Raw genomic sequence first — 19938 nt, 5'->3', positions numbered from 1 at the left:
CGTCGTCTCCGCGTCCGCCCCGTCGACTCCGCCCGCCCCCGCGGAGGATGCCGCACTCCTCGACGCCATCCTGGGCGCCCCGGAGTCGGACGCTCCTTCCTCGCGGCTCACGATCCTCACCGTCTGCACCGGGAACATCTGCCGGTCGCCGCTGGCGGAGGTCATGCTGCGGTCCGACCTCGAACCGCTCGGCGTGCGGGTCCACAGCGCGGGCACCCATGCGCTGGTGGGTCACGGCATGCCCGAGCCGGCGCTCGAGCTGGCCGCGCAGGCGGGCGTCGATCCCGCGACAGCATCCGCCCACCTGGCCCGCTACCTCGTCGAGCCGCTTCTCGAAGACGCCGACCTCGTCCTCACCATGGCGCGCGAGCATCGTTCGCACGTGGTCAAGATGATGCCGAACCGGCTGCGTCGCACCTTCACGGTCCGCGAGTTCGCGCGCCTCGCCTCGACGTTGAGCACCGACGACGCCCGCGCTGCAGCCGACGCGGCCGGCTCGTCCTCCCACGATCGGTTCGCCGCCGTGCTGCGTGCGGTCAACGATCAGCGCGGCGTCACCGCCTCCTCCGGGGATGACGACGATGTGATCGACCCCTACCGTCGGTCGCGTGAGACCTATGCCCGGTCGGCGGCGGAGCTGACTCCCGCGCTGGTCGAGGTCGAACGAATCGTGCGCGCCGCCCTCACGTGAGCCGCGTGCGCCTCCGGCGGAGGGGTGTTCGCCGTATGCTCATTCTCATGTCTGCATCCCGACCTCCCCGCGGGATGTGCGAGGGGATGAAGAGTTGGAACTGAGAGACTACGCGCGCATTCTGCGCGCGCATTGGATCGTCATCGTCGCGGCCACGCTGGTGGGTGCGGCCCTGGCGTTCGGCTGGAGTTCCCTGCAGCCGCGGGTGTACTCGGCCGACACGACAGGCATCGTGACGGCCGTGGGCGGCGACGGCACGAGCGGTTCCGCGCTCGTGGGCAACCAGCTCGCTCAGAGCAGGGTCAAGTCCTACCTCAATCTCGGCTCCTGGCGGGCGGTCGCCGAGCATGCGATCGACGAACTCGACCTCGACGCCTCCCCCGACGTGCTGGTCAACCGGGTCACGGTGACGAACCCCGTCGACACCACCGCACTGAAGGTCACGGCCACCGGCCCGACGCCAGAGTCGGCGCAGGCGCTCGCGCAGGCCTGGCTCGACGGCATGGCGATCGAGATCGAGAAGCTCGAGGGCGGCACGGCGGAGACGCCGGCGGCGATCTCCCTCATCGTCGGTGACTCCGCACGCCTTCCCAGCACCCCGTCGTCGCCGAACACGCGGCTGAACGTGATCATCGGCGCTCTCGCCGGTCTCGCTCTCGGTCTCGTCTACGCGTTCGTGCGACACACCGTCGACCGTCGCGTGCGTCACCCCCGCGACATCGAGCGCGAGACGGGCGTCTCCGTCATCGGCACCCTCCCGCTCGAGAAGTCGATCGCCGACGAGCGACAGGTGATCGATTTCTCCCTGGAATCGCAGCACGGGGTGTCGCATCACCTCATCGAGTCGATGCGCGAGCTGCGCACGAACCTGCAGTTCATCGATGTCGACAACCCGCCACGCGTGATCGTGGTCACGAGTTCCGTGCCCGGCGACGGCAAGTCCACCGTCTCGGTCAACCTCGCGTCCAGTCTCGCCGCAGCAGGACAGTGGGCCATCCTCATCGACTGCGACCTTCGCCGCCCGGTCATCGCCGACATCTTCGGGATGTCCCACGACGTCGGCCTCACCGATGTGCTCGCGGGCCGCGCCGAGCTGCAGGATGTGGCGCATCGACCGTCTCGCGACATCCCGCTGGCCGTGGTCGGCGCCGGCCGCATCCCGCCGAACCCCAGCGAGTTGCTCGGGTCGCAGCGCATGCGCGACTTCCTGGCGGAGATCAGCAAGTCGGCGATCGTCATCCTCGACTCGCCGCCGGTGCTGCCGGTGACCGACGCCGCGGTGCTGGCCGCGAACGCAGACGGCGTGCTGATCGTCGTCTCGTCGGGGAAGACCACCTTCGACATGCTGCAGCGGGCGATCGACAACATCACCCGCACGACCGGCCGTGTGCTCGGCGTGGTGCTGAATCGTGTGCCCCGCAAGGGTGCCGAGTCGGCGTACTACGGCCGCGAGTACTACGGCGCCTACGAGCGCTACGCGAAGGACGGCGCGGACAGCGAGAGCGCGGAGTCCGAGGCGGCAGCACCCGGCGTGCGCCGGCGCGGCACCGCTCAGGTCTGAGGCACCGCTCAGCGCGGAGTCGGCGGCAGGAGGAGCCCATCGGCGATGAGCACCTGCACGGCCGTCTGCACGATCGACGCCGGGTCTCCGTCTGCGGGCTCTCCGTGCACGGTCACCACGGCGTCGACGAGCTGAGCGAGCGTGCTCCCTCCGGCGGCCGCGGTCCAGATGGTCGGGCCGATGCCGTCGAGGACGTGCACCTGTCCCCCGGTCGGCGTCCGCCGCAGCACAGCGACGCGGGATTCGAGCACCAGCTCGTCGACCGTCTCCGCACGGCGGTATGCGTCCGCGACTGACGTCTCGACCACGGGTGCGGTGCGGGTGACGATCGACGGAATCGGAGCCGGCTCGACGTCGAGCAGATCATCGATGATCCCGTCGATGCCCGTCACCTCCCGGTAGCGCAGTCGCACGGCACCGCCGGTGGCTTCGAGCACTGCAGCGATCCGCTGCAGGGGTGCCGGCCCGTCGGAGAGATAGCTGGTCTGCGGTCCCAGCAGCGCCAGGGCATCCGCGATGTCCAGCGGTTCGATCTCGGGCACGTCCGGGCCCTCCGGCGAGCGATCGATCACGACGATCTTCGCCACCCGCAGCTCGCCGGGCAGGGTGTGCGCGCCGCCGATGCTCGACAGCGCGACCTGAGCCTTGGGAACGGCATCCTGTTCGATGATCGACAGCGGCTTGCGGTAGGGCACCACGCGACCGGTGTCGTCGATGCCGATGGTCTCGTCGCTCACGTACGCGTAGTGCTGCGAGAGGTGTCGCGCCGCTGTCGTCTTGCCGGTGCCGGATGCCGCGCTGAGCACCACGACGCGACCGTCGGCGGCGGCGAGTCCGGCGGCGTGCAGCATCCAGATCGGGTCGTGTCGGCGGTGCGCGAGGGCCTTGATCGTGACGTCGGTCGAGAGCGCGGAGAGGGCTGCGGCGTCCTCCGTGTCGGCCGGAACCACGGCGACCGCATCGGCGGCTCGATCGCCCTCGTAGCGCGCGTCTGTCCAGGCGGCGAGGGTGCGTGCGCGGAAGTCTTCGTCGCGCCGAGAGGCGTCGATCTCGATGACGGCTCCGACCGCGTTGACGAGGAAGCGATCGGACATGGCAGCAAGCCTATCCACGTTCTTCGACTCGGCGAGCCGCGCAGGCGAAAGCACATTGCGCGCAGGAACAACGCACATTGCGCGCTTTTCTTCCATTCGCCGGACATTCCCCGGCGGGCCCTCTACGGTGGCTCGCAGTGAGGCTCCTGGGGGATGCAGATGAGGTTCGTGTCGTCTCACTACACGAATTCAGAATCTGTGTTGACAGGAGGGGCCGGATGATTGAATCTGTATTCAATACACCACCGTATCGAGGCATCGGGATGGCGAACCCGGCAACGCGACGCGTTGATGGGAGCAGGTTCGGCACCCCGATCGCAGAGGCGCCGCAGTTGTTCGCAGGCACCCTGAGGGGGAACGTCTCGTGAGTCACTCAAACGCTCAGGTCATCGACGACAGAGAGCTCGCGAAGCATGGTGTTCGGCGGGTCGGTGACCGCCCCGGACTGCGTTCCCGGGAGCGCGCCTCCGGCGGTGTGCGACTGCTCAGCACGGGCGGAGGGACCTCCGAGCTCCACGTCGACACGGTGACCCGGTACCCCGACCACTCGGTCTTCGCGTTCGTCGAGGCACAGGCGCTCTGGTCGCGAGTAGAGGGTGAGCCCTGGGTCGAGACCGAGGGCGGTCTCGTCGTCGCCGCACACGGCATCACACGCCGGTTGCGGTGGGCAGGGCAGTGGCGCTTCGTCGCCGCACTCGTGCCGCGCTCGGCCATCGCCTCGTTCGTGCCGTCGCTGCCTCCCGACGCGACCGTGTTCACGGACCGCCGACTCCTGGACACCTCGATGCAGCAGTTCGTCGGGTGTCTGCTCGACACCGACGACAATGCATCGGCGATCGAGCAGTACGCCATCGAGCAGCTGGTGATGGAGATGTGCGGCGCGGTGCTGCTCGACCGGGTCGGCGGGGTCAGCGCCCAGGGCTCGCCGCATGCCGTGCTGCGCGAGCGTGCCATCGCCGTGATCTCGCAGCAGTGCGGTGATCCGTCGCTGAACCCGTCGCGCGTCGCGCACGAGGTGCAGTCGTCGCTGCGGCAGCTGCAGCTCGTCTTCTCCGAATCCGGCAACAGCGTCGCGGCGGAGATCCGTCGGCAGCGTGCGCGGCTGGCCCACTCGCTCCTCGTCGACAGTCGCTACGACGTGCTGAGCATCGATCAGATCGCGCAGCGTGCCGGATTCCACTCTCCGATGAGCATGCGTCGGGCACTCGACGAGGCCTATCAGGCCACCCCGCGCACCCTGCGCTCCTCGCGCCGGGCATAGCTCCACGCAGCCATAACGCACAGATCGCGCAGGTTGAGCGCACCCTGCGCGTAGTTCACCGAAACCCCCTTCCTCCCCCTCTTCCTCTCCCTACTTTGATGACCACGAAGAGGCTCCTGGGGGATGCAGACAACGTGTCGCCTCTTCACGACACAGCGGGAAACCGCATCTGCATCGAACAGGGAGGGCACTCACGTGACCGAAGAAATCCAGAAGAACAAGGGCATCTCGCGCCGCACGATCGTCAAGGGCGCGGCATGGTCGGTCCCCGTCATCGCGGCAGCCGTCGCCACGCCGCTCGCGGCCGCGTCGGGCGACGTCGAGGTCGGCGCGTTCTCCGTCGACGGCGACTGCGGCACGCTGGGACTGCTGTTCCCGGGCTTCGAGATCACCGCCGGCCCGAGCGTACCGCTCCCCGCCGGGACCGTCATCAACATCACGGCGACCGGCGTCGCGAACGTGCAGCTCTTCTCCATCTCGAGCGCACTCGCCGACATCCAGCTCCTGGGACCGACGTCGCAGCAGATCACACTCGTCGCCGACCTGCCCGCAGGCGCTTCCTTCGAGGCCCGCGCCCTCGTCGGACTCGGCGTCGGCAGCGTCCTGACGGCAACGGCCACGCTTCCCAGCGGGTACGTCGCGACCGGCGCGAAGACCTCGGGAACGCTGTCCCAGACCGCGATCCTCTGCACCGACGGCTGATCTGTCCTTCGAACTGATCACGAAGATCGTGGAGCGGCCGGAGCCTTCGGGTTTCGGCCGCTCCGGCTATCCGGGAGTATTGGGGCCATGGTCGCGTTCCTCACACCTTTGACGGTGTTCCTCGCCGTCGTCTTCGCCGTGAGCGCGGTCGGAAAGCTCCGATCGGCCGACCGCGGAAGCGCCGCCTTCGCGGCCTTGCGTATCCCTGTCGGCCACCCGAAGACCGCAGCCGGAGCACTGATCGCCGTCGAGGCGGTCGTCGCCGTCGAGCTGCTCGCGACGGACGGCTGGCTCTTCGTGGTCTTCGCTGCCGCAGCGCTCCTGCTGACCTCCGGCCTTCTGATCGCCGTCGTTCGGGCGCACCGCCTCGGCGCCACCGATGATTGCGGCTGCTTCGGCGACTGGCTCCCGTCCGCAATCGGACCTCGCCTCATCGTGCGCAACGCGGTCCTCACCGCCATCGCCGCCTCCGTGCTGGCAGGGGCCGTCACCGCGGCCGCCGTCTCCGAGCCCGTCGGGATTCCGGCCACGCTCCTCACGGGCCCGTCGGTGCCCCTCGTGCTCGGCGCTGTCGGTGCAGGATTGCTGATCGCCGTCGGCGTCTGGTCCCTGGTCCGCGCATCGAACGCCGCCGGACGAGCGGATGCGCAGATCCCCCGTGGAGCCGGCGCCGTGCTGCTGCCTGGCAATGCGGAGATCGTCGACGTGCTCGCCCCGGCCGCCCGCGCCCGACTCCTGGTGTTCGTGGCGCCAGGGTGCCACGCGTGCGCGACCGCCATGACATCGCTCAAGGCCGCAGAGGCCCCTCTGGCGGCCGTTGTCGACGTCTACGTGATCCAGCGCGCCGTGAGCGTCGCGGCGAGCACAGAGCCGCCGCACGACCTCCCCGCTTCGACGCGCTTCGCGCTCGACGTCGGCGGTTCGGTGGCGGCGGCGCTCCGCATCGGAGCGGCGACCCCCGTGGCCGCGCTCATCGGCACCGACGGGACGCAGGCCGGGCCGCTGGCGGTCGGCAGCGACGAGGTGCGGGTGCTGATCGACAGCATCCGTGCGGCGGTCGAGGTCTCCCCCGCCTGACGCGGTGTCAGTGGCGCGAAGCCGCCTTCATCGTGCGCGGAGCAGGGGCTTGCGCCGACCGGTCAGCCAGCCCATCACCCATTCGACGGGGCCGGTGCCGACGAACCGCCACCAGAGCCATCCCACGAGGATCATGCCGGGAACGATCACGAGCCAGCCCGGCCAGAAGTTCTCGACAGGGCGGCCGTAGGCGCGGGCATACAGCGCGATGATGCCGACATGCAGCAGGTACAGCGACAGCGCCACCTGACCGCACGCGATCAACGGGACGAAGACCGGATGCCAGAACCGCTTCGCTCCTTCCCGCCGGACAGTGGCGGCCAGGACGACCACGACGTAGACCGCGAAGACGAGACCGATGTCCTTGAGGGTGTCGAGGTAGTCACCGGACTGCTTGGGTGCAGAGAGGCCGAAGGTGGCGACGAGCCAGGAAAGATACGCGACCGGCGCGATGCCCGCCATGGTCCAGAGGATCGCGTCTCTCCGAAAACCATGACGCACGAGCAGCGCACCGATGAGGAAGAACGGCAGCAGATTGATTACCCGATAGTGCTGCCCGAGGAGCATCCAGGTCATCAGCTCGCGGACCGGCTCGGGAGCGGTGTACGCCCACGACCATGCGCGTGCGAGGGCGAGCAGAGGCTGGGAGATCAGCAACGCGAAAGCCGTGACGGCGATCACGACAGAGGTGCGCGCGAGGAGCAGGGGCGCGCCGATGATGAGGAGCACTCCGAGATACGCGAGGATGACCGCCACCCACGACCCCCACCCCGCCATCCACACCCCGAGCACGATGAGGAAAAGGCCCCTGAGCGTCTGCTGGAGCAGCGTGAGTCCGGCCCATGGTCGTCGATTCGACACCAGCTGCGCCGACAGCCCCATCACCAAGGCGAACAGCGGTGACGCCACTTCGCTGAACATAGAGATGATGAACGAGGTGGCCCCGGGTCGGGCGGGAATGAACGGTGCCGCGTGGGCGATCAGCATCGCGACGATCGCGACCCCGCGGAGCACATCGGGGACCACGAGCCTCGAGGAGGCGTCGGACGAGACGGAGACGGACCCGCTACGTGCCACATCAGCTTCGGCTCCTCGACCCATTCTTTGACACTATTGGGTGTGCCCTCGACTGCGCGACCAGAGAAAGTCACGATGACGACCACCGACGAACCTCGACGGCGCCGCAATCCGTTCCGAAGCGTGTGGACGAGTGTGGCGCTCGCGCTCACCCTCACGCTGCTGATCGTCGCCTTCGTCGGGCAGCCGTCGTCGAGTTCGATGTCGCCGACCCTGCAACCCGGAGACCGGCTCATCGTCAATCGTCTGGCGTACGTCGCCGCCGATCCTGCTCCGGGCGACATCGTCGTCTTCCGCCCGGACGACAACTGGGGCGACGAGCCCGCCGCGCCGAGGAACTGGCTGTCCGCTGCACTGCACTGGGCCGGGGAGACAACCGGCATCCGCCCCTACGTACTCGTCAAGCGGGTGATCGCGGGCCCCGGACAGACGGTAGAGTGCTGCGACGCCGACGGCGCCGTGCTGGTAGACGGAGAGCCGATCGACGAGCCGTACGTGATCGAGAACCTTCCCTACGCCGCCGGCGAGGTGGACTGCGACACGGTGCCCGCGTCGTCACGTTGCTTCCCCGCGATCACAGTGCCCGAGGACGCCTACCTCGTCCTCGGCGACAACCGGGCGAACTCCGCCGACTCCGTCTATCGCTGTCGCGGCGATGCGGCCGCAGGGGACGAGTGCTTCCGTTGGATGATGCGCGCGGATGCTTTCGGCAAGGCCGGTCCGATCCTGTGGCCGATCAGCCGGTGGGGCGGCCCGTGACCGAGGGTGAGGCCCCGTTTCTCAGTCGGCGTCGCTCGTTCGCCGAGCCGTCGCGATGGACAGCAACGTGACCACGACGAACCCGGTCGCCAGATAACGCAGGTCGCGCGCATCGAGGATGAAGAAACTGCCGACCGCGCCGGCGACGATCAGCATCACCGCGTATGCAGCGGGAGCGATGCTGCCGCCACGAGCAGTTAGCCGGACCCCGAAGACGAGCAGAAGGATGATGAGGGCGAGAACCGCCCCGAGGTAGGGCAAGCCGCCGACGATCAACGGATGCAGCAGCATGTTGTGCGCATGGTTGATCGAGAATCCCGTGGACCGGGAGTTCGCCTCGAACCACTCTTCGCCGGCGCCGAAGGGGATGAAATCCATCATCTTCTGATTCGCGAGCGCCCAGATCGCGCCGCGGCTGGTGAAGGCGCCTGCGTCGTTGACGACGTGGGGCAGGATCATCGTCGCGAGGAGGGCGATGCCCCCCGCCACGCCGAGTATGCGTGCGCGAGACAGCGGTGCCCGGAACAGGAACATCAGGACGCCGATGAGCGCGAACACTCCGAGCGTGACGATGCTCGTCGTCGACCCGCCCATGAGGATCGGAGCGGCAATGAGCAGGATCGAGACGAACCGAACGATCTTCCGCCGGATGAGAAGCGCGAACGGAAGCGAGAGGATCAGCACGGTTCCGAGATAGTTGCTGTTGTCGAACGGACCGGCGAGGACTCGCCCGCCGCCTTCGACGACGAACGCCGTCTCTGGCCGCCGCCATGCCATGAGGAGACTGACAGCAGCGGTGAGCGCGCCGAGCCCGCCGACGATGCTGAGCACTCGCGTGTGGAGGCGGAGGGAAAACACAGCGAGCACCACGACGAGGGAGACGAATGCGATGAAGAGCTCATCGGCGCTGCCATCCTCATGGAAGTAGCCGGAGAGCGCCGGATAGAACAGCGCGAGTGCGACGAGGGCGATCGTCCCGAAAGGGCGTCGGAGCAGCTGGGTGCCGTGTCGCAGGATGATGATGAGCGACCACCCCATAACCGCGTACACCAGGACGTTCCGGAGCGCTTGCGTGGCCGGCGTGTATGCGATCGTCTCATTCCATACACGGCCCGATCCCGAGAGCAGCAGGACGGCGCTGGGAATGACGGACGCCGCCCAGAGGAGGATCGCCAGCGTGCGGAACGATGCGACGCCGACGACGTTCTCCACAGGTTCCGAAGAGTCGACGAGATCGACTCGCGGGGACTTCTCCACCTCGCGGCTGGCTGCGCCTACACCTGTCACCTCGTCCAGACCTCCGTATGTCCCGTCATGGAATCTAGCATCCGTCATCCGATGACGTCAGCGAGAAGCCGGTCGGCAGCAGGAGCGAGGAGCCTGGAGAACGACGCCGTGAGGTGGTGGGCATCGCGGTACACGAGCGTGTCGCCCTGGATCGTCCCGCAGACGTCGGCACCGCAGATGTAGTCGGTGAAGTCGAGGTAGCCCGCACCGTCAGAGGCAGCCACTTCCTTCTCGATCGCTCGCGTGGGCGAGTCCATGGCCCGATTCTGGGACAGGGCGCAGGCGGCAGTGTCGTCGAGATGGGCAGATAGACAGACGGACGGCGTCTCGCCCAAGTTCGGTGTGTCGGCGATGACCGCTGTAGGCGCTTCGATCGCCTCCAGCGTGCGGCGCAGCGCCTCCCCCCAGGCGCCGCTCTCGTCGCCCCCGGCGTGGGAGATCTCGTTGTAGCCGAAGTTCGACAGCAGCACCAAGGCGGGCTGCTCATCGTTGAGGTGGGCGATCACGGCACTGCGCCACTCGTCGCATTGGACGTACGGGACGCCGTCACGGAGCATCGTCGCCGAAATCGACGCGCACGAGCTCTTGGTCCGGTTCTCCAGTGAGTAACCGTTCGCGACGGCGAACTCCTCGAGGGCGGGGAACCACTGCGCGGCATGGGAGTCTCCGAAGAGCACGATCCTCGGGTCAGCCGGGTCCCCGTAGACGCACGGCTCGAGTTCGATGTCCGCGAACGACAGGTGGCACCCGTCGTCGTATGTGTCGGGCTGATCCCCCGACGCCGCACGCAGCGCCGGAACGAGGTCGTCCGGGACGAACGGTGTGAACTTGGGCTCGGTGCTGATCGACGCCGCTTCGGCTGAGCGGTCCGCATACAGTGGCCGGGAGTTCGAGTACAGGAGAGCCCCTGCGGCGATGGCTACGCAGAGCACGGAGCCAGCGAGAGCCGCCAGCAACGATCTCCGAGGGCGTGCCTTCACCAACCAGGTCGCAGACCGCCCCGTCTCTTCTACGTAGTGGAACAGGAGCCAGGCGAGAGGAATGCATATCCCGGCCAAGGCGAGAGTCGCCCACAGCGGCAGCGGGTTCGCGTAGCCCGCGGCGATCTGGGGCACCAGGAGCACCGGCCAGTGCACCAGATATAGGGAGTAGGAGATCTTGCCGATGAACTGCATGCCGCTGAGGGAGAGCATCGTCGTCGGTGCGAAACGCGAGCGTGAGGCGCCTGCGAGGACTACCAGTGCAGTTCCGACGACGGGCACGGCCGCCCAGTAACCGGGGAAGGCCGTCTGCGATGTGAACAGGAACACCGGTCCGACCATCAACGCGACGCCGAGCCAGCCCAGAACGCCGGCCAGGGATGCCGGGATGAGACCCGGCCGCCGCAACAGAAGGAAGGCGACGATGCCACCGATTCCCAGCTCCCATGCCCGGGTGGGGAGCAGGAAGAACGCCCACGGTTGATTCCGGAACGTCAGCACGAGGCCCGCGGCGAACGAGAGCACGACCAGGATCACGAGCGCGACGAAGAGCACCCGCCGAGAGCGGAGCCACCTCCAGCCGAGCGCCAGGAGCAGAGGCCAGACGAGATAGAACTGCTCTTCGATCCCGAGGGACCAGTAGTGCTGGAACAGCGACGGCGTCGTCTCTGCGAGATAGTTCGTCCCCTCGACAGCGAACAACATGTTCGGCACGTAGAGGGCGGTGGCGACCGCGCCACGCCACACCTCGTTCATCAGGAGAGGGGGCACCCAGATCAGGGCGGCGAGCACGGTGGCGACGAGCACGACGAAGGAGGCCGGGAGGATTCGGCGCGCACGCCTGGCGTAGAACGACGCGAAGCGCACCCGTCCGTCCGTGGCGAGTCCCTGGAGGAGGTGGGTCGTGATCAGGAATCCGGAGATCACGAAGAAGACATCGACGCCGACGTAGCCTCCCGGCATGAAAGGGAGTCCCGCGTGGTACAGCACGACGGCCAGCACGGCCACCGCACGTAGCCCCTGGATGTCGGGTCGGAAGTCTGAAGACTTTTCGCGTAGCGGTCCCCGTGCGCCCGGTAGGGACTTGCGCAATTCCATACGTCGACTGTATCCGCTGCCACGGTTCCCGAACGGACACCGCTATATGACGCCTCCGCCGACGCCTGGTGTTTCGGCGAGCGCGTCAGTCTCCCCGGAGCAGTCGCACGAAACCGTCGCGCACGCGCTTCACTCGCACGAGGAAGACGGCCGTCGGATGAAGTTCGGATGCGGCACGGATTCGCCGCGACGCGTCGCGCGCGGGCCAGACCAGTCGCCGCACCACGCGCGCCCGCTGTCTCCAGGGCAGCAGCCGGACGGCTGCCAGTTGGCGCCTGGGCACCGACATCACCGACCGCCACCCCCAGTCAGACGGGATCGGAGTGCTGATCCCCGACGGATCGAAGTCAGGGAACGCTTCGCGCAGAGCGTCCTTCAGAACGAATCCGGCCCCGAGCTGTTCGGTCACATCGATGGTCGAATCACCGGCGCTGGTGAGCGCGCGGACGGCCGCGCTTCTTTGCTCCGGGGTGTTTCGTCTCCCCGCTACTGGACGCAGTTCGTGGAGTGCATAGATAACCGCATGGATGGCCGGCGAGGGGACAAGAACTTGCGTGCCCGCGAACGTGCGGGTGACCGTGGCGGCAAGCACGAGATCGAACGCAGTCGAATCGTCGACGGTCACGCCGGGGAAGCGGGTGTGGACGTCGATCTCGCATCCCCAGTCCCCCGGCATCAGGGCCAGAGAGTGCGCGACGGGAGTCCCGTCGAACGCGGTACGTGCGGCTCGCCAGCCCCACTTCTCCATCGCTGCAGCAAGGATCGTCTCGTCGCCCGGCCGCACCCAGCAATCGACGTCGCCCGAGTGTTCCTTGCTGCGCAGGCCCTGCCAATGCAGCACCGGCCCCTTGATGAAGACGATGTCGATTCCCACTTGGTCGGCCACATTACTCAGCAGCGCATACACGAGTTCGTGCTGGTATGACACGAGCCAGGGTGGACTCGCTCGGCGAACGGACACGTCCGGCGAGTCGGATCGCACGAGCACGCCCAGACCCTCCAGCGCGTCCAGAACATCTCGTGTGGGCTCGTCGACGTCGGAGTCGTCGATTGCAGCATCGAGTGCTCCGCACCAGAGCGCTGCACCATCACCCCACAGGATCTGAGGCGGCGAAGGACGGATCGGCGTGACGACGAGTTCGTACCCCTCGGATGCGAGGCCGTGGTCGCGCACATCCAGCGCACCGAAGCTCGCGGCCACCCAGTACGACATCTGCCCTCCGTGCGGAATGCTATCGCGAGATGGGGGCGAACGGACCCACCGCCGAGCTTTGCCGTCAACCGCAGCCCGGCGCCACGATCTCGACGGCAGTGTCCCGCACCATCGGGGTGTGCTTCACCACGAGTGGGCCGAACGACGCGCTCTCGGCCCCGTCGGATGCCTTCATCACCACTTGCAGCGCCGCGGACTCACCCGGAGGGAGGATCACGTTCACGCGGATGGCGTCGCGCCCGAGATGCGTCGTGTGCGCGAGCGCATCGCGGGCCGCTCCGTTCACCGTCCAGCTCTCGATGGTCGCCCCCACCGGGGCGTAGACGATGTAGTCGGTGCCGATGTCCCCTGGGGTGAAGTACGGCCCCGTGATGTAACGCGGAAGCTCGTTCGCGTCCTCGCGGGTGATCCCGTTGTGGAGGTTGACGGTGGTGGTCCAGCTCGGGGCGCCCGCGGCCGTGCACTGATCGGTCTCGGTCGTGATATCCGCGTCGACGTAATAGTCCATCTTCGACCCCGTGGTGTCGTTGAAGTACACGCCGATCGCCGTCTCGTCCTCATTGTCGACCGGTAGCACGCCGGCGACGGGTGATCCGCCGATGACCTCCGTCACTGCGGGATCGGGGACCCAGACCTTCAGACGCCCTTCGACAGCCGCTTTGGCGCCGGCGTCGATCAGCTTCACGGGCGACGCTCCCCCCGCCAGCAGCCCGTTGAACACGGAGACCGCAGCGCTGGCGAAGAAGATGTTGGAATCGCGGCCGTCCGGGTACTTGAAGTACGCCTCGTTCATGAGCAACGCCGCGGCGTTCTCGCTGTTGAGGACGTCACCGGTCTCAAGGGTGAGCGGACCCGTCGCTGCAAGGAAATAGCTCAAGGCGACCGGGTCGACTGAAATGACACCATCGACCTGATCATCGAATTCGGTCGCCCACCACCCCTGCATGAGAGACGCCGTCGTCGGGAAGTCGGGAGTGGACGTCATATTCGCCGTCCAACGCCCCACGATGTCGGAGTACAGGGTCGTCGTCTCGGCATCGAGCGGGACGACGGACTCAGAGATGGCGAACGGGAACTCGGTCGCGGCGACGTTGCGCTCGAATGAGATGGCGCCGTTCTCCGCGCGCAGGAGCACGAACGATCCCGGGCTGCCGCCGCTGGCGCGCGCCTCGGCGTTCCCCTGGAACATGACGAGATAGTTCTTCGGCCCGTCCGCCCCTAGCAATCCGGGAAGGATGCCGAGAATGTCCGCGGCCGGGCCGGTGAGCTCCTGGACCCTGCCCACGGCCGTGTCGACCTGCTCGACACCGGCGCTGACCTGATCGATGAGGGCACCGCGGTCAATCGAATCGAGTTGGGCATCGATGCCGTCGACCGCTCGTCCGATGTCGGCGACCGTCGCCTGGATCGCGGAGAGCCCCGCGACATCAATGCGGCCGCCCGCCGGAGCGAGTGAGGCGAGGCTCATGGTCGATGCGGGAAGGAGTATCTCCGTTCCGACTCTCTCCGCGACGTCCGCGACCGTATGCACGGCTCGAAGATTCTCGAAGACGGGCAGCGGCACCTGTTCAATAGTGGTCCACAGGCGGCCGTCGAGCGCGCGCCTGGCCGCAGACGCCTGGTCTACGAAGGCGCTGGCAGCAACGCCTGCAGCGTCCACGTCGCCGGCCAACATCGCCGACTTCACCTGGTCGACGTAGGGCATCGCTGCGGTCAGGTGCGTCCGAGCCGTCATCGCCTGGTCATACACGCGCTTCGCAACGACGGCGCCTCCGATTCCGATGGCAACGATGACCACCACGGCGCTCCAGATCCAGATCCACCGTCGCTTCTTGCGCTGGGGCGCTCGCTGGCGGCTGCTTCGCGGGGATGACGCGCTCGATCCCCCTCCCGCCTCCGCCCCGGAAGCCTCCGGCCGGCCGGCCTCGGCGTCGTCACCGGTTGGCGTCGCGAAGAGAGCCTGCACGCTCTCATCTGTCGTTCGCCGGGCACGATCACGTCGGAGGGGAGGCGGCTGGTCGGGAGAGTCGCTCATGATCCGATTGAAGCACAGCGCGGCTGACGGTCGACTGCATGGTCCGGCGCTCATCGGGGCGTTCCCGCGATGAGCGTTTCTGTGTTCGCTAGACTTCACACGGCTGCGCCCTGCGTGTCTCCATATGCCGCTGCTCGCAGACGTCAACGCGTCACGATCTCCATTTCTTCGAAGGGTCTCATGTCCACGCCGCAGAAAGTCGTAGTAATCGGTCAGGGATACGTCGGGCTGCCCGTCGCCATGCGGGCTGTCGCGGCAGGGTTCACCGTCATCGGCCTTGACATCGATGAACGTCGTGTGCGTGCTCTCGCTCAGGGTGAGTCGTTCGTCGAGGACATCAGCGGGGCCGAGCTGACGAGCGCTCTGGAGTCCGGGCGCTACACGCCGACGACGAGTTACGACGACGCGAGTGGATTCGACATCGCCGTCATCAGCGTGCCGACTCCGCTGAGGGAGTCGCTTCCCGACCTGACCTTCATCGAGGAGGCGGGTCGATCCCTCGCCGCCCACCTCCAGGCCGGCGCGACCGTGATCCTGGAATCGACCACCTACCCCGGGACGACAGAAGAGCTTCTCGTGCCGATCCTGGAATCGGGCAGCGGGCTTCGAGCCGGGAGCGACTTCTACGTCGGCTACTCCCCCGAGCGTATTGACCCCGGCAACCAGAAGTGGAACCTTCGCACCACTCCGAAGGTCGTCTCCGGGATCGACGCGACCTCTCTACAGCACGTCCAGGCATTCTTCGATCAGATCGTCGATCAGACGGTGCCGGTTTCCGGGACTCGTGAGGCCGAGCTCACGAAACTCCTGGAGAACACCTTCCGCCATGTCAACATCGCGTTGGTCAACGAACTCGCCGTCTTCGCGAATCAGTTGGGCGTCAACGTGTGGGAGTCGATCGATGCGGCCGCGACGAAACCGTTCGGCTTCATGAAGTTCACTCCGGGTCCGGGAGTCGGCGGCCACTGCTTGCCGGTGGATCCCAGCTACCTGTCGTGGCAGGTCCGCCGCGAGTTGGGCAAGTCCTTCCGATTCGTCGAATTGGCCAATGACATCAACGAGCACATGCCGAGTTACGTCGTCGAGCGCACGATCGATCTACTCAACACGCACAAGAAGGCCGTCAACGGCTCGAAGATCGTGATCATCGGACTCTCGTATAAGAAGAACACCGGCGACGTTCGGGAAGCCCCATCGACGCGGATCATCGAGCTCCTGACCCAGCTTGGCGCCGAGGTCTCGGCTGCCGACCCGCACGTGTCCGAGCACCAGTGGCCGAAAGACGCGAAGAGAGTCGATCTCAACCGAGACGGGATCGACGCGTTCGATCTCGCCATCGTCGTCACCGACCACGACGATTTCGACTCCCGGATCATCACCGAGTCGAAGACCCACGTTCTCGACACCCGCAACGTCCTGCGCGGTGAGCGCGTCACTGCGCTCTGAACTGCAGACGCATGAGAATCGTCTACCTCCACCAGTACTTCAACACGCCCGCACAATCCGGAAGCACCCGCTCCTACGAGTTCGCGCGGCGTCTGGCTGGCCGGGGCCATGACGTTCACATGATCACCTCGGACCGAGACACGCGCGGAGATGAGCGAGGTTGGACGGTGACGCCCATGGAAGGTTTCCACGTCCACAGCAAAAGGGTCGCCTACGACAACTCGATGACGCCACTGCAACGCATACGAGCGTTCGCCACCTTCGCGCTGTCGTCGGCGAGGCTGGCTCGTCAGCTTCGAGCCGACGTGATCTACGCCACTAGCACGCCTCTCACGATCTTCCTCCCCGCTTGGTACGCGGCCGCGGGACGCAAGACCCCGATCGTGTTCGAGGTCAGAGACTCTTGGCCGACGGTCCCGATCGCCTTGGGCTACCTGTCCAATCCGATCGCCCAGCGGCTCGCCCGCGCCCTCGAACGCAAGGCGTACCGCAGGTCCGCGCACGTCGTGACGCTGTCGCCCGGCATGGCAGAGGACGCCATCACCCACGGTGCGGATCCGGATGAGATCACGGTCATACCCAACGCCGCAGACGTGGAGCTCTTTGACGTCGACCCCGCCCTCGGGCGAGCCTGGCGGAAATCCAACGCCATCGCCGCCGATGCTCCCCTGATCGTGTACACCGGGACGTTCGGCGCAGCGAACGAAGTGGAGTTCCTCGTCGAGGTCGCGGGCGAGGCGGTGAAGATCGATCCTCGGGTGACGTTTGTCCTAATCGGGAACGGGGCCCGGTTCGAAGCCGTGCGCAACCGTGCGCAGAAACTCGGCCTCTTGGGCGGGTGCGTGCGAATCCTGCCTCCTGTGTCGAAGGCGGAGATTCCCAGCGTGCTCTCGGCCGCCGACATCACGACATCAGTGGTCACCGACAACCCCGTGATGAACGCGAACAGCGCGAACAAGTTCTTCGATTCCTTGGCCGCAGGCCGGGCCATCGCCATTAACCACGAGGGCTGGCAGGCCGTCCTTATCCGTGGGCACCAGATCGGTCTCGTTCTGGATCGCACGGATATCCCGGGTTCCGCCGCGCGACTCGTTGCTTTCGCAGGAGACGAGACCGTTCGTCGGTCCGCTCACCGCAAGGCTCGCGTTCTCGCTCGCGAGCAGTTCCTGAGAGACGACCTCGCCAGCCGGCTTGCGGACACCCTGGAAGCGGTCGACGCCCGACGCTGACCCGAAGCGACGCGTATTCGGACGTTCGGCAGCGCGTGTGTCAGGACGAGACTCGCGTGCGGCGCCGACGACGGATGAGTCGAACCAACAGGAACGCCGCGGCCAGCACGAGTCCCGCCACGAGGATGACGCCGTACATGGGGACCACCCAATAGCCCGAGAGCAGCGCGCCGCAGGCCGCGAAGCTGGTCACGATCAGGGCGCCGAGCGCCGTCGGTGAGAGCCGACGCAAGGCGACCAGCGTGCGGACGACACCCACCAGTGCCTTCCATGCGGTGATCCCGAAGCAGACGATCAGTAGATCACCCGCGTGAGACGTGGCGAGCACGACGATCGCCGAGCCGATGGCATCCACCAGACTGAACCCCGTCGCGTGCCACCATTCGCGAGCCGACTGCTGTCGGGCTTCGAGCACCGGTGAGAGAATCCTCAGCGGAAGCCCCGCGAGGAGGACCAGGGCGAACGGCACGGCATGCTGCCAGAGCGCAGGGATGGAGCCGGAGAGCAGGACCAAACCCAGACCGATCGCCGCGGAGAGCCATGTGACCGATGCCACGACCAGGAAGCCGAGCCCGAAAGCGAGCTTCTCCCGCTCCTCGTTCGACGTCTTCGCGAACGCCGAGAGCGCGACCCGGTTCAACGGCACGCTGATGAGGCTGCTGAGCGCGAGCGTCACTTGCATCGCGACATACATCACGCCGAGGTCGGCGGGCGTGAGGAAGAGCTGCCCCGCGAGGAAGACGGCTTGGATAGGCAGGCTCATCGCGTAGGAGTTCACCGCCCAGGAGAAGCGCGCACGAGCCAGAGGAGCTTCGGCGCTGGCCGGTTCGCTCGCCGTCAACGTCCGTGCCCGTGACGAGATCGCGAGGTTCAACACGATGTAGTACGCCACTGTCGAGACCGCGATGGCGATGGCCGAATGCGTGAGGACGGCGATCAGTAGACCGATGCCGAACTTCGCGACCGCGGCCGTGGCCTGCGAAGTCACGATCGAGGCGAAGCCGTCGTGCCGGGTCACGGCGGCGATCTTGACGTCCACGTCGCCGCTGAGGGGTATCGCCAGTGCGAGCACGAGACAATACAGGGCGATCTCCGGCTTGTCCCAGAGCGCATACAGCCCCGCGATGGCGAGCCCGGCGACGACCAGCATGATATTCGCGCGGAACGCGCGTCGCCGAGTGGCCCGATACCCGACTCCCTGCCCTGAAAGGTAGCCCGACACCTCACCGAAGTTCGTCAGAGCGGTCACGAGAGTCATCGCGGACACCGCAGAGGCCCACAGGCCGAACTCCGACGGACTGAGCCATGCCGCGAGGACGAGCTGTGAACCGGCGGAGACGGCCTGGACGATGAACGTCCCCAAAGAGAGCCCCAGGACTCCTCGGGCGGCTCGTGAGACGCTATTCGTCATCGACGGCGTTGATGAGTGTGATGTTCGGCAGCGCGGTCAAGGACTGCTGATACACCCCGCTGAGCTTGTGGTACCCCGCTTCCACCAGGATCACCTGCTTGCCGATGATCGCCGCGGGAAGCGCCACATGGAGTCGGTCCGTGACCACGATGGAAGCGTCTCGCACCAGCCGTTTGTACTCCCCGTAGGAGACTAGGTGCTTCGCGCTGGCATCGAGGGCGATCGTCTTTCCGCGCGCTGCCTCGACCGCCGATCTCTCCGCCACCGGAAGCTTCTCGAGAAGCGCAGCGCTCGCCGTCGTCGATCTCTTCCGGTTGTACACACGGAACCCGAGTCGGCGAACAGGCCCGGGTTCGGTCTTCGTGAGCATGCGTGCGACGGCGCGCTTGAGACGTGAGGGGCCCGCGGCACTCTTGGACGACTTGACCATCGGCTTGCCCGTCGGCGCCTCGGCGTCAATTCGAGCGGCGATCAGAACGTGCTTCTCCCGCACAGGCGAACCGATCAACGAACTGACGTACCGGTTCCCGCCTGCGACGACATCGTGGTCGAGGACGAGTCGCACGTTCAGCGCCTCGAGCTGCGGTGCCCAGCTCTCACGGATGTGCTTGAACGAGTAGCGCTCACGGAACACCCAGACGACCGGCGCCGAACGCCCCTCGAAGATGCGCGACGGGTCCTGAGTCGGAAAGAACGCCGATGACGGGAAGATCACGAGCGGGATGTCGGGAAGCCGACGCAGCTCCTGCGCCAACAGGTCGGGGAAGGTATAGATCTCAAGCAATGCGCCGTTCGGTCGAACGACGAGGATCTCGGCGTCGGTGGGGTCCGCGACCCAGGAAATCCCTGCTTCGTGAGCGATCTGCCGGAAGACATCGAACATCAGCGCATCGCCGTGGTTGCCGATCTGCTTCCCGCTGCCGTGTGCGGCATCGATGAGATACCCCCGGCGCCCGCGGAACTCGGACAGATGGTCGAGCAGTGTCGACGTGCTCGGCAACTCGACGGCAGGCACAG

The 19938-nt window shown here is 66.8% G+C and carries 16 protein-coding genes; 8 read left to right on the top strand and 8 right to left on the bottom strand.

Features of this window, described 5'->3' with window-relative positions; translation table 11 throughout:
* Together HCX50_RS14875 and HCX50_RS14870 are read left to right on the top strand one after the other, a co-directional pair.
* The coding region (locus tag HCX50_RS14875; protein ID WP_337749825.1) for an arsenate reductase/protein-tyrosine-phosphatase family protein at positions 1–691 on the top strand (691 nt) is incomplete at its 5' end.
* 94 nt (positions 692–785) lie between these two features.
* Entirely contained in the window at positions 786–2252 is a 1467-nt protein-coding gene (locus HCX50_RS14870) for a polysaccharide biosynthesis tyrosine autokinase (protein WP_167634892.1), read from the top strand.
* Between the two features lie 8 nt (positions 2253–2260).
* Here HCX50_RS14870 and HCX50_RS14865 read toward each other — a convergent pair whose 3' ends face one another.
* The gene (locus HCX50_RS14865; RefSeq protein WP_167634891.1) at positions 2261–3346 is read right to left on the bottom strand and encodes a hypothetical protein; all 1086 of its coding nucleotides are present in this window, start codon (positions 3344–3346) and stop codon (positions 2261–2263) included.
* A gap of 364 nt (positions 3347–3710) precedes the next feature.
* Between HCX50_RS14865 and HCX50_RS20215 the strand changes: the two genes are divergently transcribed.
* The 3 genes from HCX50_RS20215 to HCX50_RS14850 all read left to right on the top strand — a co-directional run bounded on the left by HCX50_RS20215 (position 3711) and on the right by HCX50_RS14850 (position 6386).
* Positions 3711–4607 (top strand): helix-turn-helix domain-containing protein, encoded by an 897-nt coding sequence (locus HCX50_RS20215; protein ID WP_167634890.1) that lies wholly within the window; start codon positions 3711–3713, stop codon positions 4605–4607.
* 195 nt (positions 4608–4802) lie between these two features.
* A complete protein-coding gene (locus HCX50_RS14855) occupies positions 4803–5309 on the top strand; it encodes a hypothetical protein (RefSeq protein ID WP_029261182.1) in 507 nt (168 codons plus the stop codon).
* An 87-nt stretch (positions 5310–5396) separates the two neighbouring features.
* Positions 5397–6386, top strand: a complete 990-nt coding sequence (locus HCX50_RS14850; protein WP_167634889.1) for a MauE/DoxX family redox-associated membrane protein — start codon at positions 5397–5399, stop codon at positions 6384–6386.
* Positions 6387–6413: 27 nt separating this feature from the next.
* On the opposite strand, the gene HCX50_RS20210 is transcribed toward HCX50_RS14850, so the two are convergent.
* On the bottom strand, positions 6414–7463 hold the full coding sequence (locus HCX50_RS20210; protein WP_167634888.1) for an acyltransferase family protein: 1050 nt from the start codon (positions 7461–7463) through the stop codon (positions 6414–6416).
* A gap of 75 nt (positions 7464–7538) precedes the next feature.
* Here HCX50_RS20210 and lepB point away from each other — a divergent pair, with 75 nt between their 5' ends.
* Positions 7539–8222, top strand: a complete 684-nt coding sequence (gene lepB / locus HCX50_RS14840) for a signal peptidase I (RefSeq protein WP_167634887.1) — start codon at positions 7539–7541, stop codon at positions 8220–8222.
* 21 nt (positions 8223–8243) lie between these two features.
* Here lepB and HCX50_RS14835 read toward each other — a convergent pair whose 3' ends face one another.
* From HCX50_RS14835 to HCX50_RS19940, 4 genes are all read right to left on the bottom strand, one after another.
* Positions 8244–9434, bottom strand: a complete 1191-nt coding sequence (locus HCX50_RS14835; protein ID WP_167634886.1) for a hypothetical protein — start codon at positions 9432–9434, stop codon at positions 8244–8246.
* A 119-nt stretch (positions 9435–9553) separates the two neighbouring features.
* The gene (locus tag HCX50_RS14830) at positions 9554–11587 is read right to left on the bottom strand and encodes an acyltransferase family protein (RefSeq protein WP_167634885.1); all 2034 of its coding nucleotides are present in this window, start codon (positions 11585–11587) and stop codon (positions 9554–9556) included.
* An 85-nt stretch (positions 11588–11672) separates the two neighbouring features.
* Positions 11673–12515 carry a nucleotidyltransferase family protein gene (locus HCX50_RS14825; RefSeq protein WP_167634884.1) on the bottom strand — a complete coding sequence of 281 codons (843 nt, stop codon included), beginning with the start codon at positions 12513–12515 and terminating at the stop codon, positions 11673–11675.
* A 349-nt stretch (positions 12516–12864) separates the two neighbouring features.
* A complete protein-coding gene (locus HCX50_RS19940; RefSeq protein WP_167634883.1) occupies positions 12865–14601 on the bottom strand; it encodes a DUF4012 domain-containing protein in 1737 nt (578 codons plus the stop codon).
* Between the two features lie 414 nt (positions 14602–15015).
* Between HCX50_RS19940 and HCX50_RS14815 the strand changes: the two genes are divergently transcribed.
* Both HCX50_RS14815 and HCX50_RS14810 read left to right on the top strand, forming a co-directional pair.
* On the top strand, positions 15016–16281 hold the full coding sequence (locus tag HCX50_RS14815) for a nucleotide sugar dehydrogenase (RefSeq protein WP_167634882.1): 1266 nt from the start codon (positions 15016–15018) through the stop codon (positions 16279–16281).
* A gap of 11 nt (positions 16282–16292) precedes the next feature.
* Positions 16293–17510: a glycosyltransferase family 4 protein gene (locus HCX50_RS14810; protein ID WP_167634881.1), complete on the top strand. Its 1218-nt coding sequence runs from the start codon at positions 16293–16295 to the stop codon at positions 17508–17510.
* A gap of 40 nt (positions 17511–17550) precedes the next feature.
* Here the strand turns inward: HCX50_RS14810 and HCX50_RS14805 are convergent, their stop codons facing one another.
* Together HCX50_RS14805 and HCX50_RS14800 are read right to left on the bottom strand one after the other, a co-directional pair.
* Positions 17551–18921 (bottom strand): oligosaccharide flippase family protein, encoded by a 1371-nt coding sequence (locus tag HCX50_RS14805; protein ID WP_167634880.1) that lies wholly within the window; start codon positions 18919–18921, stop codon positions 17551–17553.
* Complete coding sequence (locus HCX50_RS14800) at positions 18911–19936, bottom strand: hypothetical protein (protein WP_167634879.1); 1026 nt, start codon at positions 19934–19936, stop codon at positions 18911–18913. Before HCX50_RS14800 ends, HCX50_RS14805 begins: the two co-directional genes overlap by 11 nt.
* Positions 19937–19938: the final 2 nt, after the last annotated feature.

Origin of the sequence: Microbacterium sp. B19(2022) (assembly GCF_012030385.1) — a bacterium.
GTDB lineage: Bacteria > Actinomycetota > Actinomycetes > Actinomycetales > Microbacteriaceae > Microbacterium > Microbacterium oxydans_B.
Note: the sequence above shows the minus strand (reverse complement) of the source record. Positions and strands in the feature narration are given on the sequence as shown.

Excerpts from the sequence above, each read along its gene's own strand:
- lepB (WP_167634887.1), top strand. The coding sequence starts at position 7,539 with ATGACGACCACCGACGAACCTCGACGGCGCCGCAATCCGTTCCGAAGC.
- HCX50_RS14805 (WP_167634880.1), bottom strand. The coding sequence starts at position 18,921 with ATGACGAATAGCGTCTCACGAGCCGCCCGAGGAGTCCTGGGGCTCTCT.
- HCX50_RS14830 (WP_167634885.1), bottom strand. The coding sequence starts at position 11,587 with ATGGAATTGCGCAAGTCCCTACCGGGCGCACGGGGACCGCTACGCGAA.
- HCX50_RS14850 (WP_167634889.1), top strand. The coding sequence starts at position 5,397 with ATGGTCGCGTTCCTCACACCTTTGACGGTGTTCCTCGCCGTCGTCTTC.
- HCX50_RS14865 (WP_167634891.1), bottom strand. The coding sequence starts at position 3,346 with ATGTCCGATCGCTTCCTCGTCAACGCGGTCGGAGCCGTCATCGAGATC.
- HCX50_RS14815 (WP_167634882.1), top strand. The coding sequence starts at position 15,016 with ATGTCCACGCCGCAGAAAGTCGTAGTAATCGGTCAGGGATACGTCGGG.
- HCX50_RS14810 (WP_167634881.1), top strand. The coding sequence starts at position 16,293 with ATGAGAATCGTCTACCTCCACCAGTACTTCAACACGCCCGCACAATCC.